Source organism: Nostoc sp., from assembly GCF_036917755.1.
Lineage (GTDB): Bacteria > Cyanobacteriota > Cyanobacteriia > Cyanobacteriales > Nostocaceae > Nostoc.
In genome coordinates this window covers 31,212-56,764 of sequence record NZ_JBALFC010000013.1, presented here as the reverse complement: position 1 = coordinate 56,764, position 25,553 = coordinate 31,212, and the positions used below count along the sequence as shown (strand labels likewise).

Sequence of the window (25,553 nt, the reverse complement as noted above, 5' to 3'; positions counted from 1 at the left end):
GTAGGGGCGTACAGTTGTATGCCCTTACCAATGTATAGACATAGGAGTGAAAAAGAATATGCAGACGTAGCACTGCTACGTCTTTACAAGGGTTCTGGATAACGCATATTTTCATAGCCCCCTCTCGAAGAGCGGGGAGGGGGTTGGGGGGTGGGGTTCTTGTACCTCACAAAGGCAGAGAACCGGTATAAGGAATATTTTTCTAAATTGAGCAATGAATTTGATTAATCTTCAAGATTATCAATAAAAAATATTTTATAAATAATAAATTTTTGCAACATCATTAAACAAATAATTCTACGCCTAAAAAGTGTGAGATGTTTAAGTAATAATGTTGACTTTACCAGTGTCAATATCGTAACAAGCGCCAACAATTTTTAGTTTACCTTCACCGAGCAATTTGGCTAAAATCGTTGAGCTTTCCTGCAATTTTTCAGTCTGATATAGAATATTGGCTATAACCGCATCTTGCATATTATCACCCGTTCTTAACTTTACCCTTTCTATAGATGGTTTGATGCCCTCAATAATCAAACCAATTCTGCCAGGAAGTGGTTCGTTTTTGATTGCTTCTGCTACTGCACCGCATCTTCTATGACCCAAAACCACAATCAACTGCGAACCTAATACTGTTGTAGAATATTCTAAACTACCTATAACCGTGTCACTGATGACATTACCAGCAACTCGCACGACAAATAAATCCCCAAGTCCTTGATCGAAGACGATTTCCGCAGGTACTCTGGAATCTGCACAGCCCAATATGGCGGCAAAGGGATACTGAGCTTTAGCAACTAATCGCAGACGTTCTAGTGATTGATCGGGATATTTGCGTTTTTGATGGATAAATCTTTGATTACCATCCAGCAAGCGTCTGACGGCTTCATTCGGACTGATTGGATTGGGGTTAACTGGGTGAATATCAGCAAGAGCAGTTTGCTCTGGATTCCAAAAGCGATTGCCAAAACCAGTAGCCGCAATACCTACCACACTGGCGAATTTTAAGAAATCACGTCGCCCTATAAATCCATTAATTCGACTCATCAATCTACCTGATAACAACAAAACTGTTCCCAAGAAGATATCAGACTTAAGGAAGATGCAAGAGTACCTTCTTACACGGTTTAAGAGTCATTTAATCTTCACATTGTATCGGAATTTAGAACTTATATTAAAATAGATATTCAAGCGGAGGAAATAAAAGCTTGAAATTGATATTGGTAGCTCCCGACTCTTTGTTGTGTGTAGCCTTTCAACAGCATTTTAACTACTTACCCAATGTAGAAATAGTAAATAACTATTTCGAGTGGTTGCCAGATTTTGATTGTATGGTCAGCCCTGCTAACTCTTTCGGAATGATGGATGGTGGCATAGATGCGGCAATTATCCGTTTTTTCGGTTGTTCCTTAATGGCAAGAGTCCAGGGGCGCATTCTTGAGGATTATTTGGGTGAACAGCCTGTGGGAACATCAATGATTGTGGAAACAGGTCATTACAAGCATCCTTTTTTGGCTCATACACCTACTATGCGAGTTCCCATGATCATTGCTGGGACAGATATTCCTTATATAGCGATGTGGGCTATGCTGTTAGCAGTTCGCCACCATAACCAACGCGGCAACCAAAAAATTAAAACTATTGCCTGTCCTGGATTGGGTACAGGAATAGGACGAGTGGCATATACTGAAGCCGCTAGACAGATGGCATTAGCTTACGATCATTTTCTGTACCCACCCAAGCATCTCAATTGCATAGTTGCAGCCCAAAGACAACTTCAGATATGGGAAGGAGGAGATTTTAGGTAAAGTTTAAAAAAGCCCTAGCGTATTATAATGCTGGGGCGATCGCTAATCTCAACTTTATGACAAGTAAACGCTGAGATTGAATGCGGCACAATATTTAAAATGGCAGAAGTCTATAATTTTGCAGCAGCTATTTGCGGTGTATTTGCTTTGCGTACTGTTAGTTAAAATGCCATATTTGAATAAATAAATATTGCTGTTAAAAATGCGATCGTAACTGCTGTATATGCATATATAACCATTGAATAAGCTCACAAATCTCTCTTATCTCACTTCTTAGTATGCCAGATTTAATCTGCTCTAAGAGTATGTTTTAAAAGTATTGGGCAAATATAATAGAGCCTCCGGCACGCTGACGCGAACCTTACTACACAAAGCTTAGTCCATCTCCGTAGACTAATACAAAATCAAGGATTTGTTAACCTGCGAAAGTAAGTAAAGTCTCCTATAGCTGCGACTTCTAATCGCCCAGGTGAGTAATAAATTAGACTTGAGAAACATCCTCTAAGTAGTTTTATCATTCATGTCTTTATCTAATCTTTAATTTATCAATCAGTAATTCTAGGTAAGATGTATTAAGGAAGATGCGATTTCATCTTATGAAGACACATAAATAAAAAATCAATAACTAACTTTAAAGTAAAAAATTGTATGGATAGCCTAGACATAATATATAGATAAAGATTATAAATCTAAGAACGCGAGGTGTTTGAATCTTTGTTGTAGTAGAGGTTGAGAAATACTGCGTTTTTGTTTTAATAACCATAAGCATTAAACAACAACATTTGTAGCTATTATGAATAATTTAGTTATTAAAAAATATCAGACAAATTAGAGAGTAATATAACATGAAGAATGCTTGGAAGCGTTGGATTACGACCGTTAATTTAGCTACGATGTTCACAACGGGCGTAGCTGCGGCACTAATGCCGACACTAGTATTTTTAGCATTCTCTCATCAGGCAACAGCTGACGATCCAGGAGCATGTTACATGATCACCTCCTCTGGTAAAACCGTTGGATTGGGAAGGCTTTGTGGCAATATAGCCGCACCTTCAGACAACAGAGTTTTTCGAGTCCCAATTAAACGCCGCTTTGGTGGAACTCCTGTGATTGATGTCACCTTCAACGACAAAAAAACCTTTGAAATGATTGTAGATACAGGTGCTAGTGAAACCATTATTACTCTAAATATGGCGAGTACACTTGAACTCCAGGCTACAGGTACAATGCAAGCTCAAATTGCCGATGGTAGCGAAGTAGAATTCCCAACTAGTAAGGTAAAATCTATTGCAGTAGGTGGAGTTACAGCCAATAATCTTCAGGTAGCGATCGCACCAAAAGCAAGCATCGGCTTACTAGGCCACGATTTCTTTGGCAGCTATGATATTAAGATTCTGGAGAAAGAGGTCGAATTTCATCACCGCTAATGCATTAACCAAGGTTTTTGTCAATCTTAGCAATCTGACCTTAGCGAAAGAACTTGGTGCATGGCAAACACATACCACTTCTAACTAGGATAATCGCCTACAATAGCGATTCTGACACAGTGTGCGATCGCACATTTGTACCGCCAAGTGCAGTTTGAAACTGCAGCCACCGAAAATTAATAGATGATCGCATTTCTCAAATTATTACTCATCGTGACAATTAGTTTAGCAGAGGCGATCGCTCAAAGCTATAAAGGTTAATTATGTTTCATTTATGAATTTTTCAAACACCGAACGAGAGGTAATTTTTTTAAAGGCTGTCAAGGAATTTATTGATGAAATGGTGAATTATGAAGTCTTTGATTTAAACGGATCTGATCCTGAATCACAAATAATGTTTCATTCAATCACTCATCAAAGATTCTTCAATATTATCCTAGTTGACTTTTTATCACGCTCTGACAAAAAAGTGATTGGAGAACAGCAATCATATCTAGCTGCTATTCAGTCAATTTGTCAAAATCCAAGCTTTAATGATGATGACTCAATAAGTAACCTTGCATTTGCAACCGATGAGTTTATTGGTTGGCTGGAGCAGGAAGTTAAAGCAGAAACATGGTTGCCTTCTATAGAAACGAATGTAATGCTATCAATCAAGAGAATTGAGTTCTTGAAAATTTGTGGAAACATTTCAAAACACAATTTTTCTAGATTATCTGCTGTAGCAAAGGATCTTGTCAAAATCCTTGGTAAAAATAACATAAATGTTGGTTTAGAAGAAGCACTCCTTATTCTAGATGAATTCTACGATAGGTTTCATTCTGATTGCACATACCACTTCTAACCAGCATAATCGCCTAAAATAGCGATTCTGATACAGTGTGCCGCAGCTACGCCCGTCGTAGACATCGCCGAATCCATGAGCGGAATTGACCGAAACATCACTCCAGATCTCCGATCAAGCCTTGTTGATCGCCATTTGCCCAACACCCCTCAAGTTCAACGGTTGCTGCAAAGAGAAGGTAGAGCGCATGTGTTCAGCGATCGCGAAACCCTAGAACGAGTTACCCAGGCGATCATCAAAAGTGGAGAACGAACCGGGATAGACGATGAAGAAGATGACTACGAACGTTATGGACTCTACTTTCCAGAGGCGATTGGTTACATAATTAGAACAGACGGCAGCCAAACACCGCTTTATTACGGTGAAATTAAAATTGTCAAAACCACAGGTGAATATCATGCTATCCCACGTACCAGCCCTCGCAGAACTTGCTAAAACTTGGAAGTTCTTGGAGCTTTGGGTTGATCCAGTTCTTTTCCCACCCAAAATTCTGATGTTGGTTTGCGATCAAGATGGCACTTGTGGTATTTTCAACCCAACATCTGACTATAAACTTGTAGTTGCTCACTCAAATTATCAAGCAGCCCAAGAATGGCTGCTTGAGGATGAATATGAACGGGTCAAAGGGCAACTTTTGGCAGAAGAAGTCATGTAAATCGATATGAACGACAAAGATTTCAACAATACCTGCTGATTGGGAACGTTAGTTGACTTCGGTTATCTGTGGAGGTGCGATCGTTAATTTAGCACTCAAACCCACGAAGCTCAATCCAATCAGCGACTCTAGATATCTCGCTATAATGCTTCTTGAACTCTAACTTGCCGCAGATTTCTATGACCTCCCAGCGTCTCTTGCCTTAACCGAACCGTATTGCTATTGAGCAAATCATGACCATTTTCGCAGCGTTTTATGTACCTGCGCCAGATACCACATATAATCATCAATTTTGTAATTATCAGCAGCTTTAACTATATAATCCTGAGCTAAATCAAGATTATTTTGAGCTTCGTAATATAATCCCAAGTAAAGATGACTGTAAAAATTTCCCTTTATCCCTTCTGATCGACCAACTGTTAAAATATCATCTGGTGTACAATTTCCTGCATACAATTCATATACACGCTGCATAATGCGTCGAGGGTCATTTTTCACAGTTAATAAAGATTTACGTGCCTCTTCAACACCTAACGAACGAGCTATGCAGAGATATCGCCATACTGTTTCTTCTACATCTTGAGCATTCACTGTTAAATCTATTTCAAATTGTTGAGCGCCCTCAGCAAATCTTTCTGCATAATAATACGATAATCCCCGTTGCCAGAGGTAGGGTTTAATACTGGCATCCAATTGCTCTGCCATGTCAAAATCTTGAATAGATGCATCAATCTTGGCCAGTTGAAAGTTAACCATCCCTCGGCGAATGTAAGCATTAGGATTTTTCGGTTGATTGCGAATGGTTTCGTTCCAGCGCTGGAGTTGATTTTCCAGAGAATTTGAAAAAAACATGAGTTTGTTTAGCTAATCTGCGTTAAATAGAATGTTTTCAGGCTTGGAGACAACTCGCCAATCCCTAAAATAAGTCAAATTTTGTCATACTAAATGCATACCGCGATATAATATTTTGGGTTCGCACCTGTGGAATGTAGGTATTATAGGGCTAAATTCTGAGTAAAAGTAAAACTATTTAATTATGAAAAAATTTACTGATAAAGTTGTTCTGATTACAGGAGTAAATTCTGGTATTGGGAAAGCTACAGCATTAGCTTTTGCTAAGGAAGGGGCAAAAGTAGCGATTGCCGGTAGGAGAATTCAAGAAGGTGAGGAGACAGTTAATTTAATTGAAAAAGCAGGTAGCCAAAGTATTTTTATCACTACAGATATTACCCAAGAAACAGAAGTTAAAAATTTAATTAGCCAAACAGTTAAAACTTTTGGTCGTTTAGATTATGCTTTTAATAATGCTGGAACTCCTGGAATTCTAAAAGTAGATATAGATGATTCTGAAGAAAATTGGAATAAAGTCATTAATACTAATTTAAAGGGAGTTTGGCTATGTATGAAATATCAAATTCCTGAAATGCTTAAAAATGGTGGTGATGCTATTGTCAATAATGCTTCTATTAGAGGGTTAATCGCCGCTAATTTAACTAACAATCAAGAAAACAAAGCACAACATAATATTCATTTTTATTGTACTAGCAAACACGCCGTCTTAGGACTTACTAAATCTTTAGCTGTGCAATATGCCAAAGATGGTATTAGAATTAATGCTGTTTGCCCAGGAACTATTATAACTCCTATGGTAATGGAAGCCTTAAGTGAGGAAATAATAAAGAATTATGGCAATCAATATCCCATACAACGATTAGGTACACCAGAAGAAATTGCTCAAGCAGTATTATGGTTATGTTCAGATTCAACTAGTTTTGTTATTGGACATTCATTAGTTTTAGATGGTGGTCTAACTATTCAACATTAGTTTTGATGGTGATACAGAATTATCCTCTAACAAGATGGTTGCGCCTTCATGTAAAGATCAATAAAAATTGAATTAAGCGAGCGAGCGCTTCATCATTCGATTTTTGGTTAGGAATGCTTTGAAGCATATCTTGATAATTTTGAAGTATATCTAGTTGAATGTGGGAGAGTGAAATCGAAGTGTTAAGGGACTTCCAGAGAATAAATTACCCAATTTATTCAGATGATATTTTTCTTTTCCCCCAGCTAAGAGCTCCCAGCTAAGAGCTCCCCTGCTTACACAACGATTGATTATTTTTTTTACTGGAAGTCCCTAAAGTCCCTAATGACTGTATTTTTTATAATCGGTTGCAATTTTACTAACAAATCTTGACGCAATCCATCCACGAGGTAGAAGAAACGACTTATATAATTCAGTATTGTGGTACTACTGTCTTAAAATCAGGAAAAAACGCTCGTGGTTCCCATTAGAGATAATAATCCGACAACAATCACGCCTTATGTAACTTATGGACTGATTGCAGCCAACGTCCTCGCTTTTCTTTATGAAGCAAATCTTCCCCCACAAGCATTAAATGGGTTTTTACACCTTGCGGCTGTAGTTCCACGAGAACTCACCTTAAGCTTTGCCGGTGTCTCTCTACATCAACCAGTGCCAGAGTGGGCAACTTTGATTACTTCACAATTTTTGCATGGGGGGTTTTTGCATTTAGCCGGTAATATGTTATTTCTCTGGATTTTTGGTAACAACGTTGAAGATAAATTAGGTCATGTCAAATATTTGCTGTTTTATTTATCTTGTGGTGTTTTGGCATCCTTGACCCAGTGGTACTTCGCTCAAGATTCTAGCATTCCTTCTTTGGGTGCGAGTGGTGCGATCGCAGGCATTCTGGGTGCATACATTCTCCGCTTTCCTAACGCCGAAGTTCTCGGCGTTGTACCTTTAGGGTTTTTCTTCCCAACTTTTCGCGTCCCCGCATATTTCTTTTTGGGATTCTGGTTTCTCGAACAAGCTTTCTACGGACTTGCCAGCCTCGAAACGCCTACTAACATCGGTATGGAAAGCGGCGGTATTGCCTACTGGGCTCATGCAGGCGGGTTTATATTTGGCGCAATTCTCGGCCCACTGTTAGGTTTATTTAGCGATAAATCAGAGCAAGAATCTTGGTATAAGTAATTCTTCATCGTATCATACTCCGCCGCAATTATACTGCTTGATTTAATAGGTAAAATAGCTTAAACTTCGCAACTGCCAGCCGTACAGGGTATATTGCAGTTAGTGAACAATTTAGCAAAAACACCTGTGTTTCCCCTCTACGACGAAAATCGAACGCGAATCACCCCGTATTTCACCTACGGGTTAATTGGCATGAATATTTTAGTTTTTATTCACGAGGTGAGTCTGTCACATCCACAATTGAATCAGTTTTTAAGTCAGTATGCGGTAATACCTCAAGAGTTAACCACCAATTGGCGTGGAGAGTGGATAACGTTATTTACGTCGCAATTCTTACACGGCGGTTGGTGGCACTTAATCTCGAATATGTTATTTCTCTGGGTTTTTGGCAACAATATTGAAGATCGATTGGGTCATTTCAAATATCTGATTTTTTATTTGGCGTGTGGTGCTTTAGCTGCCTTGTGTCAATGGTTTATTGGGATGAATTCTGAGATTCCTTCCTTGGGAGCAAGTGGTGCAATTTCTGGGATTTTAGGTGCGTACATTATTCGCTTTCCGCAAGCTAGAGTGAAGACGTTAGTTTTTTTGGGGATTTTCATCACCACAATCCGAATTCCAGCACTAGTGATAATTGGACTTTTCTTTGTGCAAAATGTGATATCCGGTCTTGCTACCCTGCAAACAGCCGCTAAGATGAGCGTGGAAACTGGTGGAGTTGCTTATTGGGCACACATCGGTGGTTTTGTTTTTGGGGTGATTCTCGCTCCTCTATTTGGGTTGTTTAGGCGCGACTAAGTACAGCATTTCCTAAAACTCCTAATGCCTATCAAACCTCTGCGTATCTTCTTGCACTAACCTTTGCGTTCCTCTGCGTTAAAATTTCCATATTTGGAAACTATAGGACTACTATTTGATTTTTGAACAAATTAAGTACTAATCGAAAAGGCTTATTCCCTACTCCCCACTCCCTATTTCCTACTCCCAGCCTACGCAAGTCAGTTCAATAATCAAAGCGGATTACTATATTAGTTTTTGTTAGCACGCGCTGAAACTTCTTCTGATTCTTCTACCTGAGATCTAAATGTTGGCGCTTCTACAACTTCTTCAGGTACAGAAACGATGATATCAGCACCATTGATAACTGTTCCCAATAACCCCAGTTCCGATTCAACTAATTGATCAATAGCTTCACCGAGCATATTCTCTTGTGTATAGTGTGGCCGCGTCACTAGTACGATGCCATCGCTGTAGGGTTGGATTAACAAAGGGTCATTGGATATGCTGAGAGGGCTAGTGTCTAAAATAACTAAATCAAAACGTTCGCGGACATCCTCGATCAACCGCCGCATTTCGCTAGATTCAAGAATAGCAGCTGATTGCCGCACAGGGCCAGGGCTGGGAAGAATGTATAAATTTTCTACATCAGGAACTAAACGAATACATTCACTTAAGTTAGCGTAATAACGCAGGGGTTCAATAGTGGCGTCGGGGTCAGGAATTACTTTCAGGGAGATACAACGGGAAGGCGATCGCAAATCTGTTTCGATAATCAAGGTTCTTTTACCAGCACGGGCTGAAGCTATACCCAAGTTATATGCACTTACCGTTTTACCCTCAAGGCTACTGGTGCTAGTAATCAACACTACCTTTAAGTTTTTACCACCAACCCGGCGCAGATTACTACGGAATTTCTCATAAAATTCTAAATAAGGAGAATCGGCAGAAAGTAGCACAGGCACGGCATCTTGATCTAAATCATCAACTGGCATTAAAGGCAATTCTCCCAACAGTGCCACTTCCCGTTGCTTGAGGCTCTCGCGGATATCTTCCCTGGTTTTGAAAGTCCCTTCCATCGCTCCTAACACAAATATCACCCCGCCACCAATCAACACACCTAAGAAACCACCCACAGCAAGGGTAATCGGCACACTCTTGGGAGGTTTGAGATCGGCAACGACCGTGGGGCGTCTGGCAATGCTGAGGCTGCTAGTAGTTTCTGCCTCTGCGGTTTTAGCATCGGTTAGCTTCACCTGCATTTGGTCATAGATGGCTTTTTTGAGTGTAACCTCCTGTTCTAAACGCGATCGCTCTAATTGCTTATTGGGTATCAGAGCATACTCTCGCCGGAGTCGCGCTTCTTGTTGAATTTCTTGGGCTAGTTGTTGTTGCAGCGTCTCCCCTTGGGTTTGCAATGTCACCATTTGGTTTGCCAACAGCTGACGTGCAGGATCTAAGCTACTTTGGGTGCGAATACCTGCAATCTTACCCGGAAGCGGAGCCGCCGTACCTTCACCACCTAACACCTCCGCGGCACGTTGTTGCAGCAATTCCTCAGCAGCTTGTTTCTGACGCTCCAACTGAATCATCGTTGGGTGTTCGGGTCGCAAATCTTTTTTGAGTAAGGCGATTTGCGACTCACTTTGATAAATTTGCGTTCGCAAGCTACCAATAATTGGATCGGCACTCAAAGCAGAAGAAATATAAGCCTGTCCGACTGTTAAACCTAACTTATTTTGTAAACTGCGAACTTGACCATCAACTCCAGAAATAGTTAATTGAATTTGCCGTTGCAGATTTTGGCTGGTAGTAATAGCGCTTAACAAGCTGCCATTCTCAGCTGCTAATATTGCCGTTCGCTCGATGCGATCGTACTGTTCCAACTTCTTTTCAGCAAATTGCAAATCCCGTTTAGTTTGTGGTGTGCGATCGTTAATCTTTTGAATAATTGCCTGTAATCGCCCAGTATTGATATCACTGCTCAACTTGATCATTGATTGCATCAATTCTGCCAAGACCTGTATAGCTCGTTTGGCGTCAGTATCTACATATTTCAATTCCAAGATACTAGATTCCAATTCTCCAGTCCTGGGGTTTTTTTTAGGTAAAGTAAGGGCAATACTGCTAGCAAGCTTTTTCGGTTGGACACCAGCTTTTTCTGCCACTGCTGCAATTATCTGGTTTGATAATAAAGCTTCCTCATTCAGTTCCTTTCCTTGCTGTTGGATTTGAGTACCAGTTGTAGAGAAAGAAACTGGTGGTCCACTATAGGTAAGTGCAGCAGATCCTATATAACTAGTAGGTGGCTCTGGTTGCATAGCCACCAGAGTTGACCCGGCTACAACTAAAGCAAAACTAGCCAGTCCAATCCATTTGTACTTCTCAAAAGCAATAAGATAGCGCTTAACAATTGGTGGGGTCATGGTCGTTTTGCTCCAATTAAAAATTAAAAATTAAAAATTAGGAAGTACCAAACTAAAGATAGTGGTTTTGATACAAGGTCGCTATCAACTTCCTACTGTATATAGGACTCGTATTTGATTTTGAAAAAAATCAGTACACCCCGAAAATGCTTCTTACCCACTCCCTACTCCCTACTCCCTACTCCCTGTCTACGCAAATAATTTCAAAAATCAAAGCAGACTGCTATATATCGTTTGATATCTTTAATATTTTTCCATTAATGAATTCAAAGAGAAGTTGGAGATGTGGCTTCCTCCACTTCCAACTATTTGCAGATTGTATCCTGCTTTGAGAATTACTAATTTGAACCATTGCCACCCACGTTTCTAAAAAATTGGAGAAAGGATTGCACATTGAAGAAAGGTTGGGTAATGGTAGTCAGTAAATTAGTAATCTTACCGATCAGGTTCCGACCAACAACAATAACATCATTATCTTGAAGCGGCACATTTTGAGATGCATCACCGCCTAGAGCTTTTTTAGCATCAAGTTTCTGGGTAACAGCTTTACCTCGTTCAGAATCAAAGCGAACCAGAGCGATATCCCGGAGGTTAGCAGCGTCGAGATTTACTCCTCCCAAAGCATCTACAAATGTACTGCCGTTAGGCAACGCTTGAGTGGAAAGACCTCCCCCAGCGTAGTTTAAAACTCGGACTCTAATCTGTGGTGTGGCCAAGGATGAACGTGCTACCAAATTGCGGTCATAACCGTCATCATTACCAACTTCACGACGGGGTACGAGTATCGCATCTCCGTCTTGTAAGCGTAAATTAGGGATTGAACCGCCATTTTGCAATGCGGCATATAAGTCAATATTTTGTGAAATCACGGAACCATCGATTAACTTCCGGCGTACTTGCACTTGTCGCAGGTCTGCATTCAACGTTGAACCGCCAGATATTAGCAAGGCATCAGCAACACGGGGTGTTGATGAATTAATCGGATAAATTCCTGGTTTAAATATTTCGCCGCTAATAGTAACTTGAACTGGTCGCGTCCCTGCCAAGGATACTACCACAATTGGATCTGGGAAAATGCGACTTAAACCCAAGCGAATTTTTTCTTGAGCTTCTTCCAAAGTTAAACCTTGTAATGACACCGTTCCCACTTGCGGCACGACAATGTTACCTTCTGGACTAATTACAGCCTGAAAACTGAAGTCTTGACGCTGCGTTGCTAAGGCTAAAACTATTACCGGATCAACTACATAACGATTTAAACCCAAACGAATTTTTTCTTGAGCTTCTTGCAAAGTTAAACCTTGTAAGGAAACTGTTCCCAGTAATGGCACCACAATATTACCTTCTGGGTTGATTAAAGCTTGAAAGCTCAAATCTGGAAAGCGCTGAACTGAAACGCTAATTCCATCTCCTATTCCTAAGCGGTATGGGCCAGGAGGACGCTGAAGCACAACGCCAATTATATCTCCTGGCCCCAAGAGGTAACGGCTGAGTTGGGGGGAAATTTCGTTATTTGCACCTGGAGGCACAACCTCAGTACCTGGCAGAGGCGAGGGGGGTTGACCTGGTGAATGTCCTTGAGATGGAAAAGGCAGGGCAACGACAAGCTGGATAGGTGTTGTTAAGAAAACTCCTACTTGAAGACTAACAAAACACAAGGCGCTGAATCCACGCATATTAAAACTGGAATCTATGAACATCGGTGCAGAAAATACTGATATAGAAATTAGTCGCGCGGAATGGTTATTTTACTCTATGAATGTCCTAAATGTCTCTTTTATCTGCAAGTATTTACCAAGAAGAACAGGAGAGTTTACCAAAATTTTATTTCTAGCTTTATATTGTTAACATCTTTTAGCTCAGTTTCAGCCTGAACGCAATTTATTGAGATACTGTTGATGAATCTCTGGACAAACGTATATGTAACAGACTCTACAAAGGGTCTGCCATCAATACAGCTTGCACTGTTTCTCCGATAGACTGGGCTAAAGACCAAGATGTTTCTACTTGCCCCAAAGGTTCCATTGGAATCAGAATACTGACGGCTACCCAAGGAGTGCGTTGCTTGTGCCACTGTGCCAATTGATCGGCCAAGAACCAGTGTAAAGGTGATGGATTTCCACCATCTGGCATAGCGTACCATTGCAAGACAGCGAAGGTTTGCTGTGGTGTGGAGGCGCGAAAAAACCTAGCTTCTACTTTAGTTTCGACATTAGAAGTCAACTTTGCAGGCGGTTTCACAGTAAATTCAGCAGAGCGAGATTGAGCTACATCCCAGTTTCCCCAGCGTGACCTTCCCCAGCCGTTAACCTCTGTCCACTCTACCTCTGGTTGATCCATAGGCCCATTTTGTGGGAGCAAAAGCAGGATTGCCTGGGATGGGGAACCTTCTTTTTTAATTACCTGCAAAGACCATTTATGTTCGCCAATTTGCTGTTCTGCTTGTTCAATGGTTTGCCAACCAGGAAGGGCTAACCCAGTTTTGCGGATCTGTCTTAACTCGTTGAGGGTAGTAACTGGTGGCGGCTGTTTCCATTGCCAGTGTCCTGTCAGGTATCCGGGAAGCCCTCCTATTGCTAGCACCAGTAGTAATAACAAAAGTGCTGCTACTTGACTCAATTGGTTTTGCTTGAAAAACTTGGAGAAGGAAATCATCAGTAAAATTTATAATACTTAGGCAAAATTTTACTTCATAAAATCAGACTATGAGTTCAGTAATATTTATGACTTACACATTAGGAAGGAAAAATTAAGGGAGTAGGGAGTGGAGGAGTAGTAGTGCTGAGTGCTGTTAGCGGGGCGTTTAGCCCGTGCTGAGTGGGAAATCTCACTTATTTACTCAGGACTCTGGGAGCATCCTATTTGGCGATACATCAGTAAATCACAAACTTTTGGAAACAAACGTAAGTTAACTACAAATTTCCAGTAGCCGAGTAACAGCACACGCAGCCGAAAACCTTCCCGCAACGTATTCGCTGGACTGAAAACCCCGTTTAATTACTTCATCCGGATTATCGAAACAGTATCGCATACATTTGGCTAATTCTTCTGCATCTTCATTTTCAAAAAATAGGCTGTGCGGTCCTGCCACTTCGGGCAATCCTCCCATTTTTGAGACAATCGAGCAGGTTTGAACGCTAGAGGCTTCTAACACTACGTAAGGTGCTGGATCTTGCCAACGAGATGGAGCAATTAAAGCCAAAGCATCTTGAACTTTTAGCAGTACTTCTTTTTGAGGAACTTTACCTAAAAAATTAACTTTGTTGGCAATTCCTAAATCAGACGTTAGCTGTTTTAATTCCTGAGATTGTCCGCCATCGCCAATAATAGTAATTTTAAATTCTTTATTTTCATCTTGTAAAATCCGCGCTGCTTTTAATAAAATATCTACGCCTTTGTCTGGATCTAATCTACCGACAAAAATAAAATTATATGGCTTAGATAAATTTTCTAAAGTTTTAAGCTGATTTTCCGACTTGATTTGAATCGGATTATATAAAGTATCAACTGGCCAAGGAAAAGCAGAAGATTCTCCTAAAAAGTTACTACAAGCTGTATGATAATCGGCTAAGAAGGCAGTAGAAAGCCGGCTAGTTAGGCGTCCCCATTTGACAAAAGTGTGTAATTTCCACTTTAATGGATAGTTAGCTTTCGGCAATGTGTGTTTAAATTCAGCTTTTAAACGTTGCGTAAACTTCATCTGCTCATAACTAGTATGAGTAGATTGATAAAGGGAATAATGGTATTTAATAATTATCTTTTTTTGCAAGGCTTTACATAACAAAGTAAAAAATAAGTCATTTGAATTCATATGTACTATATCTGCCCAAGCAATATAACTAAACCATTTGGCGATATTATCTTGTCTGGTAGAAATAGTTTTAACTTCAATTAGTCTAGTTTCCAACTCGGGAATAATAGAATAAATGTAAGTTAAAACTCCACTAATTTCATTGTCGTAATGACGGTGTTGAATTAATATTTTCATACATCAGGTACTGGAAATTTTGTATTTATGGGAATTGTGGTTGAGCATAACTATGAAACAAGTATAGTAATCCGCTTATGTCCCTGGCTTACCTCACCCTCAATCCCTCTTCTTATAAAGGAGAGGGAAGCTAGATACAGGATGAAGTTTTGCATTTTATTTAATCCACGTTCCTTAACTCGGAACTGTTTTGCCCAATGCCCAATACTTCTCTATGAGAGGCTGCGCCAACGACAACGCTACTTCGACCCAACTAGACGCTGCGCGAAGGGCAAAGCTCAGGGCAACGCGTCGCTCAGTACAAGTGCCCAATGCCCAGTGGTTCTAACTTTCTGCTTCTTGCTGTGTTTCTAGAGATGCTGAAAAATAACTATTAATCCAATTTAGTAAGGGCACTAATGACACCAGCATACAAGCAGAGTAGAGATCACCACCCCAACCCTCATGCAACCATTTAAAAGCTGCTTCTTGACCTGTGCCGTGAAAGAAAGTCAGTAAAGTATTACGAATGATATTGGCAGTAGTACTAACGATCGCAGCAATACATAAAAATGATATAGTTGTGCGGCGTGAAGACAAACCATCTGTCCAATAAAGCAGCATCAAGCCTACGTAGAGAGTCGTAAACAACATTTTCAGCCCTGCACAATAGGGGGCAACTTCCACAATCCGTCCTCCCACGTAGAGATTTGTCTCATACACGCTTACTTCCATAGCAAATTGATTCAGTATGAAGCCTGCTGTACCAGCGATGAAGCTTTGGAGAGGCAAGGTATAGGGAGCAATCAGATAGGGTACTGCTGTTGGGGTTGCCAAAAATACTAGTAGCAGGGGGAATCCTTGCGATCGCAAACCTGATATTCCCTTAAACCACAAGCATAATCCTGCCAGTATAACTGGCAAGGAAAGGTTAACCCACTCTGTAACACCGCTAAGATAAAAAACTGCCCCTAATAACAAGAAAACAGCGCCCAAAGGATGGCTGGTATCTGGCAAACGTCTCCACTTTTTCCGGTTCATCCAGCCCAGATAAGCAGCAAATGGTAAACCGATAATCCCGTGGCTGAAATATTCGTGTTCTGTGCTGATATTTTTGTTTAGCCAACCATCCAACCAGTGCAGCAATATCGGAGCATAAAGCAGCAGCAAAACGCCTAAAATAGCTAAATTTAATAAGCCTGATGCGTTTATGTTTTTAACCTGTTGCCGGAGTGCCATGATTTTAAGTAATTTAAAAACTTAGGTCATTTGTCATTAGTCATTTGTCATTAGTCATTTGTGATTAGCAAAGAATAAAGAACAAATGACAGTCTTAACAAAAAAATGTGTAATTTAGACGCACATTAGGTATGAATTTGCTTCAGACTACCACGCTGCTAAGGTTAGCAGGAGAGGGTTCATCTCTTTTATAACTCGTTGAGACTGCATGAGCGATCGCAGCTACAACTTCTTTGATTTGACTACTGCTCAAACCAGGATACATCGGTAATGATAATATCTGCTTTGACAGTTTTTCGGCTTGGGGAAAATCTCCAAGCTGATAGCCTAAGTTGGTGAATGCTGGCTGGAGATGACAAGGAATTGGGTAGTGAATGCCAGTTTGAATTCCGACTGCTGTGAGTTTTTCCTCAAGTTGCTGGCGTTCTATTGGGCAAGACTCATCAACTTTAATCACATAAAGATGATAAACGTGTCCTGTACCACTTTGGTTTTCCATCGGGATAATGCCAGCAGTTGCCAAGGGTGCTAGTTCGTTATCATACTGCTGGGCAATAGTCAAGCGATCGCGATTCCATTGTGGCAAATATGGTAGTTTCTGGTGCAAGATTGCTGCTTGCAAAGTATCCAAACGGCTATTCGTACCTGATTCAGTATGAAAATACTTTTGCGATGCACCATAATTTCGCAAGCGCCGCATCTTCTGGGCGACATCTGAATCTCGTGTCAGCAGCATTCCTCCATCCCCAAATGCTCCCAAATTTTTGCTGGGATAGAAACTAAAAGCTGCTGCTATTCCGACTGAACCAGCGTGATATCCGTCTCTTTGGGCGAGGTGTGCTTGTGCCGCATCTTCAAAAATTAGTAGTTTGTAGGTATCAGCAAAGTTCAATAGTTCACTTGGTGATACCATCTGACCATAGAGATGCACGGGGATAATTGCTTTGGTATGAGGCGTAATTGCCTTTGCTGCTTCTCTTAAGTCAATTAAAGCTGTTTGGCGATCGCAATCTACTAGAATTGGCTTGGCACCAGCGCGTAGCACCCCAATTAAGGTTGCAACAAAAGTGTTTGCTGGTAAAATCACTTCATCGCCAGCACCAATATTACACGCTTGCAATCCCAGAGCGATCGCATCTGTTCCTGATGCCACACCAACTCCATATTCTGCCCCAGACACTGCCGCAAATGCTGCTTCAAAATCTGAGAGTGCTTCCCCTAAAATAAAATCTCCCCGTTCCAATACAGATTGGATTGCATCTTGCAATTGCGTTTGAATTGGTTCGTGTTGTAACTTCAGGTCTACAAAAGGAACTCTAATAGTCATTTTATTCATTACCAGTTGTCCTCAAAAAAGATTTCATCCTATGGAAAAAATAGAAAAGCCTGTACAATTTTCAATGTGAAATTGTAATAGGTTCAATCTCCCGAATCAAGAGTTATATAAACTATCTATGATTGTCAGCGATCGGTACTAACTGTCATCAGTAAAATTGGCTATAAAAATTACATTAAGATGCTTTTTATAAGTAAAATTACGTTGAATGTTCCCAGAGAAATTTTCCCTTCTGTACATCAAGAATGACAGACCTTTGGTATTGTATCCTTAGCATTAGCTTACCCTGACTGAATCCAAATCTAACGCAGTCTGATTGCAAAATCTCAAGCAATAGAGATGACACCCATGCTAAATAGAGAACATTCAGCACCAGTAAATAGTAAGTAATAAAGAGCGCGTTGGCGACTTAATCGAAGGGGTAAAAAAATTTTGTCCCAAACTTGTTTGTCAGAGGCAAAATTAGGGAATGCTTAAAGATAGGAATTGATAACCTAGAAATAGGACTTGTATCAATTACAGTATCGATAAATTATTAAGGTAGCAGTGGCAATGGTAGAGCCTGAAAACAAATTATTTGCCCTAAAGGATGGTTGGGATTCTCCTGAATCAAGAGAACAACAACGCCTCAAAGCTTTGTCAGATTTAGGTTTGCGGCAACCCGAAACGATTCCGGTTTTTGAAGAAGCCACACAGACTGCTGCCCACTTTTTGGAAGCACCAATTTGCATATTGGGATTTGTGGATCAAGAACGCCATTGGTTCAAGTCGGCGGTGGGCTTATCTCGGCTTGGATTAATGAATCATTTGGCACAAAGCCGCCAACTATCACGCCGGGAATCCTTTTGCACTCAGGTAGTAGAAAATTCTCAAGTATTTGTAATTAATGATACGCATAAACTTACAGATCCAGTCCTTGCTGGCAGCAACTTGGTGCAAGATTATGGTATTCGTGCTTACTTAGGAGCGCCACTGATTGATGCTGAGGGGAATTGTTTGGGTGCATTGGCGGTGATGGATTTAGTGCCACGCAGTTTTACACCCCGAGACATTGAGTTTTTACAAATCATCGCTCGTTGGAGCATGAGTGAATTTGAGCGTAACCGACTCCTGCAAGGGAAACTCAAATCAAGGACTCCCAAGAACACTCCGATATTTTCACTTAATGAGGAACGTAACACCGAGATTAAAATCACCCCACCCACGAAAGATAGCGACTCCCTTTCTACTAAGCAACTGAAACTGGAACTTTTGGGTCAGCTAACTCACGAGTTACGCACGCCCTTAACATCTGTACTCGGTATGGCTAGTGTTTTAGGACGTGAGATTTATGGGCCTTTGACGACTAAGCAGAGAGAATATTTGGAAATTATCCAACACAGTGGTCGGTACTTACTTTCCCTAGTAAACGAAATTACCGAACTAGGAACTATGGATGAAAACTCTACTGTGCTGAATGTAGCTCCTGTGGATATCGAAATGCTGTGTCAACAAGCTATCAATACTCTAGAAGAAGTAGCTAATCGCCGCGAGCAAGATATTCGCCTCTCTATAGAACCGGGACGCAATCGCATTTTACCTTTAGATAAAGACAAGGTGCGGCAAATCCTCTATCACCTAGTTTTCAGTGTGATTCAACTTGCGGCTACAGGTAGCATTGTTCGCATTCATGTCTCTTACAAGGAAGATATGCTCAACATTACTATTTGGGTTTCCCATCCTTGGCTAGGGGACGGCATAACTGAGGTTGATCCCTACTTCCGTCTGAATTCTTTATCGCTGCTGGATCTGACAGGTGAGGTAGCAACTTACAATACTCATACAGACAGTCAAGAGCAATCGGATACTTCATCAGTAGTAGTGGACAATTCTAAAAAATCAAGTGATTCCCACTCAAAATTCTTTGCTAGTAGTTCAGGTATAAATTTAGCTAAATCACATGGAAATCTTTCTCGTGAAAGCTTGGGTCTATTGCTAAGTTGTCAGCTGGCAGAGTTGCACGGTGGACAAATTTTGATTCAAGGTACACCAGAATCAGGATATCGTTATGTGCTTTCTTTGCCACTGCAACTGGCGAGTCCCTCACAAACAATTAACGGTGTCTGATTACAATCTATAGGGAACATCTGACAGGTGATAGTTTATGGGAACTGGGGAGTAGCAATTGGGAAAGAGGTATTTTCATCTATTTGTTGTGTACTAAGTAGATGAAGTGGTTTGGCATTAAAGGTGGTAGCTGATGGCTAAAAATAAGAATGCCATCACCAACAAAGCAATCTCCGTTATTACCTTTTTATAGCCATAGGCATTATGATCAATTCCAAGTTCTGCGTCGGCAGGCTAATTGATCGCAATGTTTTTTATGAATTTAGTCTGGCAACGATTTACTTTATCATCTTTACCGCTCAAAGAATATCTTGCTACCAGTTACGTACATCGTTCTCTGGTAGGACTGTTGAGTTCTTGGCGGCAAACCAGCGTCTTACTCCAGTGGGGAGATGCGATCGCAGCTGCTTTACTGTGCTTAGTATATGGCGTTGCACCTTTTGCTGCGAGTACATTGGTGGGCTTGTTGCTGGTGGCTTGTGTGGGATTTTGGCTGTTGTTGACTTTATCTGATCAAGTCACACCAGCAGATGTCTCGTCAGTCACTCCCATTCACCTGCTGGTATTGCTCTACTGGGTAATCGCCGCAGTCGCAACAGCATTATCGCCAGTGAAAAAGGCGGCGCTTAACGACTTGGGAACGTTGACCTTGTATTTGCTACTATTTGCCCTTTGTGCCAGGGTATTGAGGTCGCCTCGCCTCCGGTCTTGGATTATCATCCTTTACCTGCACGTATCCTTAATTGTCAGTGTATATGGGTTGCGGCAATGGTTTTTTGGAGCCACTGCACTGGCAACTTGGGTTGACCCAGAATCTCCTCTATCTAAGACTACAAGAGTCTACAGTTATTTAGGCAATCCCAACTTATTGGCTGGATACCTCCTACCAGCAGTCATTTTTAGCTTAGTGGCAATTTTTGCATGGCAAAGCTGGCCTAAAAAAGCTCTAGCATTAACAATGTTAATTGTCAATACTTCCTGCCTGATCCTAACTTTTAGTCGTGGCGGTTGGATTGGATTAGTGGTGGCATTTTTGGCTGTGATGGCATTGCTAGTTTATTGGAAAAGCGTGGAAATGCCTCGTTTTTGGCGTACTTGGTCGCTACCGATTGTCCTGGGAGGTTTGATCGGGGTATTGCTACTAGCAGTGATATTTCTAGAGCCAGTTCGCCTGCGGGTGTTCAGTATTTTTGCTGACCGTAAAGATAGCAGTAATAATTTTCGCCGAAATGTGTGGGATGCTGTCTTTGAGATGATTCGCGATCGCCCGATTTTCGGCATCGGCCCCGGTCACAACTCTTTTAATAAAGTTTATCCCCTCTACCAACACCCTCGTTACACTGCTTTGAGTGCTTATTCAATATTGTTTGAAGTAACTGTAGAAACTGGCTTTGTGGGTTTAGCCTGCTTTCTCTGGCTAATAATCGTGACATTTAATGCGGCATTTTTGCAAGTGCGACGATTGCGACAATTGAGAAGTGTAGAAGGATTTTGGTTAATTGGAGCGATCGCTATTTTGTTGGGTATGCTAGCTCACGGCACCGTAGATACTGTCTGGTATCGTCCTGAAGTCAATACCCTCTGGTGGCTCATTGTTGCCTTAATTGCCAGCTATTGGACACCTTTAGCTCAAAACCAGACAAATTCATCTAACTCACAACCAGCAGTAAACTAACATGATTAAGTTGTCAGTTGTTTTTCTACTGAACAACTGACAACTTACATTGATTTTTGCTCCCCTACCAGGGTAGGAAAGGGGTTGGGGGTTAGGTTTGAGATCAAGTCGCACATGGCGTCCGGTGGGTCTGAATCCCCCACTATAAAGATTGCTGGATTCTGGATTCTGAATTCTGAATTCTTCTTCAATAGTTTTTCATTGCCCGTTGAATGTCACGCTGATCGTCGCGTCGTTTCAGGTCTTCTCGCTTATCGTGGAGCTTTTTACCTTTACCAAGGGCTATACTCACTTTTACCCAGCCTCGTTTGAGATACATTTTCAAAGGGATTAAAGTTAAACCCTGCTGTTCTACTTTGCCAATTAGCTTGCGGAGTTCTTGGCGATGCAACAGCAGCTTGCGTGTACGCCGAGGTTCATGATTGAAATATTGTCCACTAGCGGTATAAGGCGAGATATGCACATTAATCAACCATGCTTCACCATTGCGAAGCAAAGCATAGCCATCTTGGAGATTAACTTTACCCGCACGAATCGACTTCACCTCGGTTCCTGTCAATTCAATTCCAGCTTCGTAAGTTTCCAGAATTTCATACAAATAACGGGCTTGACGGTTGTCGCTAATAACTTTGTAACCTTCGTTCTTGTCGCTCATTGATAATTTTGTGTGCTTTAAATGTACCTAAAAAATTATTTGGATTGGCTTGTAAATTATCGGGTGTATCTCATAACCGCTATCACTCCTGAACTGTATATCACTAATTTAGCTTTTCTAAGTTCATAATTAAGAGTTTTCCAGCAAATTTAAGTTATCTGGAGCCATTTAAATTGTTCATTTGCTTTTATTTCGATTTGGCGTGTTACACACTGGGCACGTTGATCTTTTTGATTCCATTCGCTACGAACTTAGGCAAAGCTTTACTTAGCTTTTGGGAAATTATTAATTAAATGAATGGGGAGTGGGGAGTGGGGAAACTAACCCGTCCTCCCTTCTCTACGAGACCTACGCGAACGGCAAGTGTTACAGTGATCCCTTTGACAAGCTCAGGGTAACACCTGTCGAACTGCTCAGGGCATCGCAAGGGGCGAGGCTTAAAACCTGTTTCGGGGTTAGTTTTCTCTTCTGTTCCCTACTCCCTACTCCCTACTCACTACTCCCACCCGAAGGGGTTAGTTAATATTAATTTACACTATGGTCAGCATTTACTCTGCCTTATTGATGAGTTATTACAAATTACAAAGCTCTCTGTGCCTGCCAAGCAGAGGGAGTTAAAGGTGAGTTACACTTCTTGAACCGATCCTAAATATTTAAGATTTTCTTTATAAATTAACCTTGAGACAGTTATTAGCTGGTCATCCTGTCATAGTATGAAAGATAAGAACACTATTCTTGCCTGTGTTCACTGATGGAATATGTAGAAGCAAATTTCTGAGTAAAAAAATGCTAGGGGTGTATTATCCATGCCCTTGACGATCCTTGTAGTGGATGATGATTTGGGCACTCGTCTGTCTGTTAGCGACTATCTTGAACTGTCTGGCTACTCAGTGATCATGGCTAATGACGGTCAAGAGGCTTTGATTATGGTGGATGAGTATCATCCTGATTTGATTGTCACGGATATCGTTATGCCACGGATGAATGGCTATGAACTGGTGCGCCAGGTGCGTCAACAACCAGTGTTTCGTTTATTGCCTGTAATTTTATTAACAGCCCGAACTAAGACCCAGGAAAGAATTCTCGGCTACCAGTCAGGGTGCGATTTATACTTACCCAAGCCTTTTGAACTGGAAGAGTTAGCAGCAGCAATCCGCAATCTTTTGGAGCGATCGCAAATCATTCAATCGGAGTATCGTTTTTCTCATAAAGAGAGTTTGGGCATTTCTACCTCGACAAAAGCGGTGGATGTGCAGAATTCTCTGTCCACTCAAATTCAGAAATCCCATCTGCACTCATCTTTAACTCATAGAGAACAGGAAGTTCTAGAGTTATTGACTCATGGCCTTTCTAATGCCGAAATGGGTCATCAGCTACACCTGAGTCCTCGAACAGTGGAAAAGTACGTTAGCAGTTTATTGAGAAAAACCTCGACCAGCAACCGAGCGGAATTAGTGCGTTTTGCGATGAAGCATGGACTGGTGGAATAAAAGTTAGGAGTTATGAGTTATGAGTTATGAGTTATGAGTTAGAAGTTTTAACTCCTAACTTTTGTCAACAAACCTTCACAAGCATCGATCAGTAAATCAATAACCTGATTAAATCCGTCTTGACCACCGTAATAGGGATCTGGAACTTCCTTTAGGGTGTGTCGAGAGCAAAACTCGCACATCAAACGCACTTTATGCTGATATTGCTTAGTTTGATCAAGAGCGAGGATGTTCTCATAATTTTCTTGATCCATTGCCAAAATCAAATCAAAGTCTTGAAAGTCTGACTTTTGAAACTGGCGTGCGCGACCACGCAATTTAATTCCCAACTTTGTAGCCGCCGCAGCACTCATGCGTCTGTCAGGTGGGCTACCAATATGATAACTAGATGTACCAGCAGAGTCACAGAGGATGTGTTCGCTCAAGCCAGCCTGCTCAATGAGATGATTTATAATGTTTTCTGCCGATGGCGATCGGCAGATGTTACCTAAGCAAACAAATAGCAACTTATAAGGCATAAATACTTCGTTGTCTTTTGTCAATAGTCATTTGTCCTTTGTCCAGTGACTAATGACTAATGACTAATGACTCTTGACTAAAATCCAGGAAGTTCCAACCCACTAGTTAATTCTTCCATACGTTCCCGCATTGTTGCAGTGGACTTGTTGTAGGCTTCTTTCATTGCCACTGTCACGAGATCGGAAAGTACTTCTGCACCTTCCCCTAAAGCATCTGGAGAAATTTCCACTCGCTTGGGTTCTTGGTTCCCACTGACAATCACCTTCACCAAACCACCGCCAGATTCTCCTTGAATCTCCATTTGCTCCAATTCTTCTTGGAGTCGCTTTGCGCCTTCTTGAACTTGCTGCGCTTTCTTAAAAGCTTCGGCCAATTCTTTCATTTTTCCTAAGCCAAAGCCAAATCCCTGTCCTTTTCCTGTCATAATTATTTGTACGCGTGTGCGCTGAATAACAAATCAAATTCAATTATAGATGCGGTAAGTAATTTGCCTGTTTTTTTACCAATAATTAATGCGTCATAGAATCGGGAGTAGGGCATTGGGCATTGGACATTGGACATTGGTTATTTCTCCCTCATCTCCCCCATCTCCCCCACTCCCCACTCCCCACTCCCCACTCCCCACTCCCTACCCACAAGCACCTTGAAACTCTCCGAGCATTTTGACTTCTGGCTCTAAATTAATAGACCAACGTTCTTGTACTTGATGTTGGATGTGGCGAATGAGACAGAAGATATCACTAGCTTTAGCCCCACCACGGTTAACGATAAAATTAGCATGGAGTAGTGCTACTTGTGCCCCACCAATTTGGTAGCCTTTCAGACCAGTTTGTTCAATTAACCAACCAGCACTGTAAGGTTTGGGATTGCGGAACACACTGCCACAACTGGGGAAGTTGTATGGTTGGGTGCTTAACCGATGCTTTTTGTGTTGTTTGGTGATTGCCACAACTTTTGCTGGGTCAGTACCTGGCGTGAGTTGTAAGGTGGCTTGGGTGACTATGCGATCGCCACCTTGCAATAATGAAGTCCGGTAGCTATAACCTAACTGTTCCGGGGTCAGAGTTTCTAGCGTCCCATCGGGTGAAAGTACCTGGGCGCTAACTAACATATCTGCGATACAGCTATTATGTGCCCCGGCATTCATCACCACGGCACCTCCAGCTGTTCCAGGGATACCAACAGCCCACTCCAATCCTTGCCAGCCTAATTCTGCTGCTGCCCATGCCAAGCTGGGAATTGATTCTCCCGCAGCAACGGTTAATTGACCTGTCTCCGGGTCAAAGTAGCTGAAGCGGAGATGACGAGTCGCAATCACTAAACCTGTTATACCGCGATCGCTCACCAGCAAGTTAGAACCTGCTCCTAGTGTTGTCACCTTTAAATCACGTTCTTTTGCGTATTTAAGACTTGCTTGCAGTGCTTCTAAGTTTCGGGGGGCAACATATAAATCAGCTGCTCCCCCAACTCTATAGGAAGTAAACGCTGACAAGGAAGCCTGGGGCTTGATCGCACAATCAGTATTGGGTAAGCAAATTACTTCACTATCTACCGAATTAGTTGTTTGGTGTTTCTTTGTATTCAAAGCAGAAACTGTGCAGACGTTTCCAGCTGCCTGGGAAATTGTCATC

24 protein-coding genes are annotated in these 25,553 nt (G+C 41.4%); 12 read left to right on the top strand and 12 right to left on the bottom strand.

The features are described from left to right. Positions 1-321 precede the first annotated feature (321 nt). Positions 322-1,044: a carbonic anhydrase gene (locus tag V7L05_RS04395; RefSeq protein WP_335162143.1), complete on the bottom strand. Its 723-nt coding sequence runs from the start codon at positions 1,042-1,044 to the stop codon at positions 322-324. Positions 1,045-1,205: 161 nt separating this feature from the next. Between V7L05_RS04395 and V7L05_RS04390 the strand changes: the two genes are divergently transcribed. The 5 genes from V7L05_RS04390 (at position 1,206) to V7L05_RS04370 (ending at position 4,731) form a co-directional block, all read left to right on the top strand. After that, positions 1,206-1,805 carry a macro domain-containing protein gene (locus V7L05_RS04390; RefSeq protein ID WP_335162141.1) on the top strand — a complete coding sequence of 200 codons (600 nt, stop codon included), beginning with the start codon at positions 1,206-1,208 and terminating at the stop codon, positions 1,803-1,805. Positions 1,806-2,650: 845 nt separating this feature from the next. Beyond that, on the top strand, positions 2,651-3,232 hold the full coding sequence (locus V7L05_RS04385) for a retropepsin-like aspartic protease family protein (RefSeq protein ID WP_335162139.1): 582 nt from the start codon (positions 2,651-2,653) through the stop codon (positions 3,230-3,232). A 274-nt stretch (positions 3,233-3,506) separates the two neighbouring features. Then, complete coding sequence (locus V7L05_RS04380) at positions 3,507-4,076, top strand: hypothetical protein (RefSeq protein ID WP_335162137.1); 570 nt, start codon at positions 3,507-3,509, stop codon at positions 4,074-4,076. Positions 4,077-4,151: 75 nt separating this feature from the next. Then, positions 4,152-4,511, top strand: coding sequence for a DUF6972 family protein (locus tag V7L05_RS04375; RefSeq protein WP_335162135.1), 360 nt, complete (start codon positions 4,152-4,154; stop codon positions 4,509-4,511). Beyond that, on the top strand, positions 4,474-4,731 hold the full coding sequence (locus V7L05_RS04370; RefSeq protein WP_335162133.1) for a hypothetical protein: 258 nt from the start codon (positions 4,474-4,476) through the stop codon (positions 4,729-4,731). The genes V7L05_RS04375 and V7L05_RS04370 overlap by 38 nt, the downstream gene beginning before the upstream one ends. Positions 4,732-4,962: 231 nt before the next feature. Here V7L05_RS04370 and V7L05_RS04365 read toward each other — a convergent pair whose 3' ends face one another. Beyond that, positions 4,963-5,583 carry a tetratricopeptide repeat protein gene (locus tag V7L05_RS04365; RefSeq protein ID WP_335162131.1) on the bottom strand — a complete coding sequence of 207 codons (621 nt, stop codon included), beginning with the start codon at positions 5,581-5,583 and terminating at the stop codon, positions 4,963-4,965. A gap of 184 nt (positions 5,584-5,767) precedes the next feature. Between V7L05_RS04365 and V7L05_RS04360 the strand changes: the two genes are divergently transcribed. The 3 genes from V7L05_RS04360 to V7L05_RS04350 all read left to right on the top strand — a co-directional run bounded on the left by V7L05_RS04360 (position 5,768) and on the right by V7L05_RS04350 (position 8,530). Further along, positions 5,768-6,556, top strand: a complete 789-nt coding sequence (locus V7L05_RS04360; protein WP_335162129.1) for a glucose 1-dehydrogenase — start codon at positions 5,768-5,770, stop codon at positions 6,554-6,556. Positions 6,557-7,012: 456 nt separating this feature from the next. After that, entirely contained in the window at positions 7,013-7,732 is a 720-nt protein-coding gene (locus V7L05_RS04355; protein ID WP_335162127.1) for a rhomboid family intramembrane serine protease, read from the top strand. Positions 7,733-7,858: 126 nt separating this feature from the next. Then, positions 7,859-8,530 carry a rhomboid family intramembrane serine protease gene (locus V7L05_RS04350; protein WP_335162292.1) on the top strand — a complete coding sequence of 224 codons (672 nt, stop codon included), beginning with the start codon at positions 7,859-7,861 and terminating at the stop codon, positions 8,528-8,530. Between the two features lie 230 nt (positions 8,531-8,760). Here V7L05_RS04350 and V7L05_RS04345 read toward each other — a convergent pair whose 3' ends face one another. From V7L05_RS04345 to V7L05_RS04330, 4 genes are all read right to left on the bottom strand, one after another. After that, entirely contained in the window at positions 8,761-10,935 is a 2,175-nt protein-coding gene (locus V7L05_RS04345; protein WP_335162125.1) for a GumC family protein, read from the bottom strand. Between the two features lie 338 nt (positions 10,936-11,273). Next, the gene (locus V7L05_RS04340) at positions 11,274-12,635 is read right to left on the bottom strand and encodes a polysaccharide biosynthesis/export family protein (protein WP_335162123.1); all 1,362 of its coding nucleotides are present in this window, start codon (positions 12,633-12,635) and stop codon (positions 11,274-11,276) included. Positions 12,636-12,867: 232 nt separating this feature from the next. Beyond that, a complete protein-coding gene (locus V7L05_RS04335; protein ID WP_335162121.1) occupies positions 12,868-13,590 on the bottom strand; it encodes a cyanoexosortase B system-associated protein in 723 nt (240 codons plus the stop codon). Positions 13,591-13,843: 253 nt separating this feature from the next. Further along, positions 13,844-14,923, bottom strand: coding sequence for a glycosyltransferase family 4 protein (locus tag V7L05_RS04330; RefSeq protein WP_335162119.1), 1,080 nt, complete (start codon positions 14,921-14,923; stop codon positions 13,844-13,846). 141 nt (positions 14,924-15,064) lie between these two features. On the opposite strand from V7L05_RS04330, the gene V7L05_RS04325 reads away from it, so the two are divergent. After that, positions 15,065-15,277: a hypothetical protein gene (locus tag V7L05_RS04325; protein ID WP_335162117.1), complete on the top strand. Its 213-nt coding sequence runs from the start codon at positions 15,065-15,067 to the stop codon at positions 15,275-15,277. On the opposite strand, the gene crtB is transcribed toward V7L05_RS04325, so the two are convergent. Together crtB and V7L05_RS04315 are read right to left on the bottom strand one after the other, a co-directional pair. Further along, complete coding sequence (crtB, locus tag V7L05_RS04320) at positions 15,248-16,141, bottom strand: cyanoexosortase B (protein ID WP_335162114.1); 894 nt, start codon at positions 16,139-16,141, stop codon at positions 15,248-15,250. The two genes, V7L05_RS04325 and crtB, sit on opposite strands and share 30 nt — an antisense overlap. A gap of 142 nt (positions 16,142-16,283) precedes the next feature. After that, a complete protein-coding gene (locus V7L05_RS04315; RefSeq protein WP_335162112.1) occupies positions 16,284-17,477 on the bottom strand; it encodes a DegT/DnrJ/EryC1/StrS family aminotransferase in 1,194 nt (397 codons plus the stop codon). 552 nt (positions 17,478-18,029) lie between these two features. Here V7L05_RS04315 and V7L05_RS04310 point away from each other — a divergent pair. Together V7L05_RS04310 and V7L05_RS04305 are read left to right on the top strand one after the other, a co-directional pair. Further along, complete coding sequence (locus tag V7L05_RS04310) at positions 18,030-19,583, top strand: GAF domain-containing sensor histidine kinase (RefSeq protein WP_335162110.1); 1,554 nt, start codon at positions 18,030-18,032, stop codon at positions 19,581-19,583. A gap of 256 nt (positions 19,584-19,839) precedes the next feature. Further along, on the top strand, positions 19,840-21,258 hold the full coding sequence (locus V7L05_RS04305) for an IctB family putative bicarbonate transporter (RefSeq protein WP_335162108.1): 1,419 nt from the start codon (positions 19,840-19,842) through the stop codon (positions 21,256-21,258). Between the two features lie 187 nt (positions 21,259-21,445). Here V7L05_RS04305 and smpB read toward each other — a convergent pair whose 3' ends face one another. Continuing rightward, positions 21,446-21,913, bottom strand: a complete 468-nt coding sequence (gene smpB, locus V7L05_RS04300; protein WP_334790590.1) for an SsrA-binding protein SmpB — start codon at positions 21,911-21,913, stop codon at positions 21,446-21,448. Between the two features lie 806 nt (positions 21,914-22,719). On the opposite strand from smpB, the gene V7L05_RS04295 reads away from it, so the two are divergent. Then, positions 22,720-23,403 carry a response regulator transcription factor gene (locus tag V7L05_RS04295; protein WP_335162106.1) on the top strand — a complete coding sequence of 228 codons (684 nt, stop codon included), beginning with the start codon at positions 22,720-22,722 and terminating at the stop codon, positions 23,401-23,403. Between the two features lie 47 nt (positions 23,404-23,450). Here V7L05_RS04295 and V7L05_RS04290 read toward each other — a convergent pair whose 3' ends face one another. The 3 genes from V7L05_RS04290 to murB all read right to left on the bottom strand — a co-directional run bounded on the left by V7L05_RS04290 (position 23,451) and on the right by murB (position 25,552). After that, complete coding sequence (locus V7L05_RS04290) at positions 23,451-23,921, bottom strand: low molecular weight protein-tyrosine-phosphatase (RefSeq protein ID WP_335162291.1); 471 nt, start codon at positions 23,919-23,921, stop codon at positions 23,451-23,453. Positions 23,922-23,998: 77 nt separating this feature from the next. Continuing rightward, a complete protein-coding gene (locus V7L05_RS04285) occupies positions 23,999-24,346 on the bottom strand; it encodes a YbaB/EbfC family nucleoid-associated protein (protein ID WP_292762183.1) in 348 nt (115 codons plus the stop codon). Between the two features lie 204 nt (positions 24,347-24,550). After that, a complete protein-coding gene (gene murB / locus V7L05_RS04280; RefSeq protein ID WP_335162104.1) occupies positions 24,551-25,552 on the bottom strand; it encodes a UDP-N-acetylmuramate dehydrogenase in 1,002 nt (333 codons plus the stop codon). Position 25,553: the final 1 nt, after the last annotated feature.

What these genes read in the sequence shown, in the direction of transcription:
- V7L05_RS04395 (WP_335162143.1), bottom strand. Translation starts at nt 1,044, where the DNA reads ATGAGTCGAATTAATGGATTTATAGGGCGACGTGATTTCTTAAAATTC.
- V7L05_RS04385 (WP_335162139.1), top strand. Translation starts at nt 2,651, where the DNA reads ATGAAGAATGCTTGGAAGCGTTGGATTACGACCGTTAATTTAGCTACG.
- V7L05_RS04380 (WP_335162137.1), top strand. Translation starts at nt 3,507, where the DNA reads ATGAATTTTTCAAACACCGAACGAGAGGTAATTTTTTTAAAGGCTGTC.
- V7L05_RS04375 (WP_335162135.1), top strand. Translation starts at nt 4,152, where the DNA reads ATGAGCGGAATTGACCGAAACATCACTCCAGATCTCCGATCAAGCCTT.
- V7L05_RS04370 (WP_335162133.1), top strand. Translation starts at nt 4,474, where the DNA reads ATGCTATCCCACGTACCAGCCCTCGCAGAACTTGCTAAAACTTGGAAG.
- V7L05_RS04365 (WP_335162131.1), bottom strand. Translation starts at nt 5,583, where the DNA reads ATGTTTTTTTCAAATTCTCTGGAAAATCAACTCCAGCGCTGGAACGAA.
- V7L05_RS04360 (WP_335162129.1), top strand. Translation starts at nt 5,768, where the DNA reads ATGAAAAAATTTACTGATAAAGTTGTTCTGATTACAGGAGTAAATTCT.
- V7L05_RS04345 (WP_335162125.1), bottom strand. Translation starts at nt 10,935, where the DNA reads ATGACCCCACCAATTGTTAAGCGCTATCTTATTGCTTTTGAGAAGTAC.
- V7L05_RS04340 (WP_335162123.1), bottom strand. Translation starts at nt 12,635, where the DNA reads ATGTTCATAGATTCCAGTTTTAATATGCGTGGATTCAGCGCCTTGTGT.
- V7L05_RS04335 (WP_335162121.1), bottom strand. Translation starts at nt 13,590, where the DNA reads ATGATTTCCTTCTCCAAGTTTTTCAAGCAAAACCAATTGAGTCAAGTA.
- V7L05_RS04330 (WP_335162119.1), bottom strand. Translation starts at nt 14,923, where the DNA reads ATGAAAATATTAATTCAACACCGTCATTACGACAATGAAATTAGTGGA.
- V7L05_RS04325 (WP_335162117.1), top strand. Translation starts at nt 15,065, where the DNA reads ATGAAGTTTTGCATTTTATTTAATCCACGTTCCTTAACTCGGAACTGT.
- crtB (WP_335162114.1), bottom strand. Translation starts at nt 16,141, where the DNA reads ATGGCACTCCGGCAACAGGTTAAAAACATAAACGCATCAGGCTTATTA.
- V7L05_RS04315 (WP_335162112.1), bottom strand. Translation starts at nt 17,477, where the DNA reads ATGAATAAAATGACTATTAGAGTTCCTTTTGTAGACCTGAAGTTACAA.
- V7L05_RS04310 (WP_335162110.1), top strand. Translation starts at nt 18,030, where the DNA reads ATGGTAGAGCCTGAAAACAAATTATTTGCCCTAAAGGATGGTTGGGAT.
- V7L05_RS04305 (WP_335162108.1), top strand. Translation starts at nt 19,840, where the DNA reads ATGAATTTAGTCTGGCAACGATTTACTTTATCATCTTTACCGCTCAAA.
- smpB (WP_334790590.1), bottom strand. Translation starts at nt 21,913, where the DNA reads ATGAGCGACAAGAACGAAGGTTACAAAGTTATTAGCGACAACCGTCAA.
- V7L05_RS04295 (WP_335162106.1), top strand. Translation starts at nt 22,720, where the DNA reads ATGCCCTTGACGATCCTTGTAGTGGATGATGATTTGGGCACTCGTCTG.
- V7L05_RS04290 (WP_335162291.1), bottom strand. Translation starts at nt 23,921, where the DNA reads ATGCCTTATAAGTTGCTATTTGTTTGCTTAGGTAACATCTGCCGATCG.
- V7L05_RS04285 (WP_292762183.1), bottom strand. Translation starts at nt 24,346, where the DNA reads ATGACAGGAAAAGGACAGGGATTTGGCTTTGGCTTAGGAAAAATGAAA.
- murB (WP_335162104.1), bottom strand. Translation starts at nt 25,552, where the DNA reads ATGACAATTTCCCAGGCAGCTGGAAACGTCTGCACAGTTTCTGCTTTG.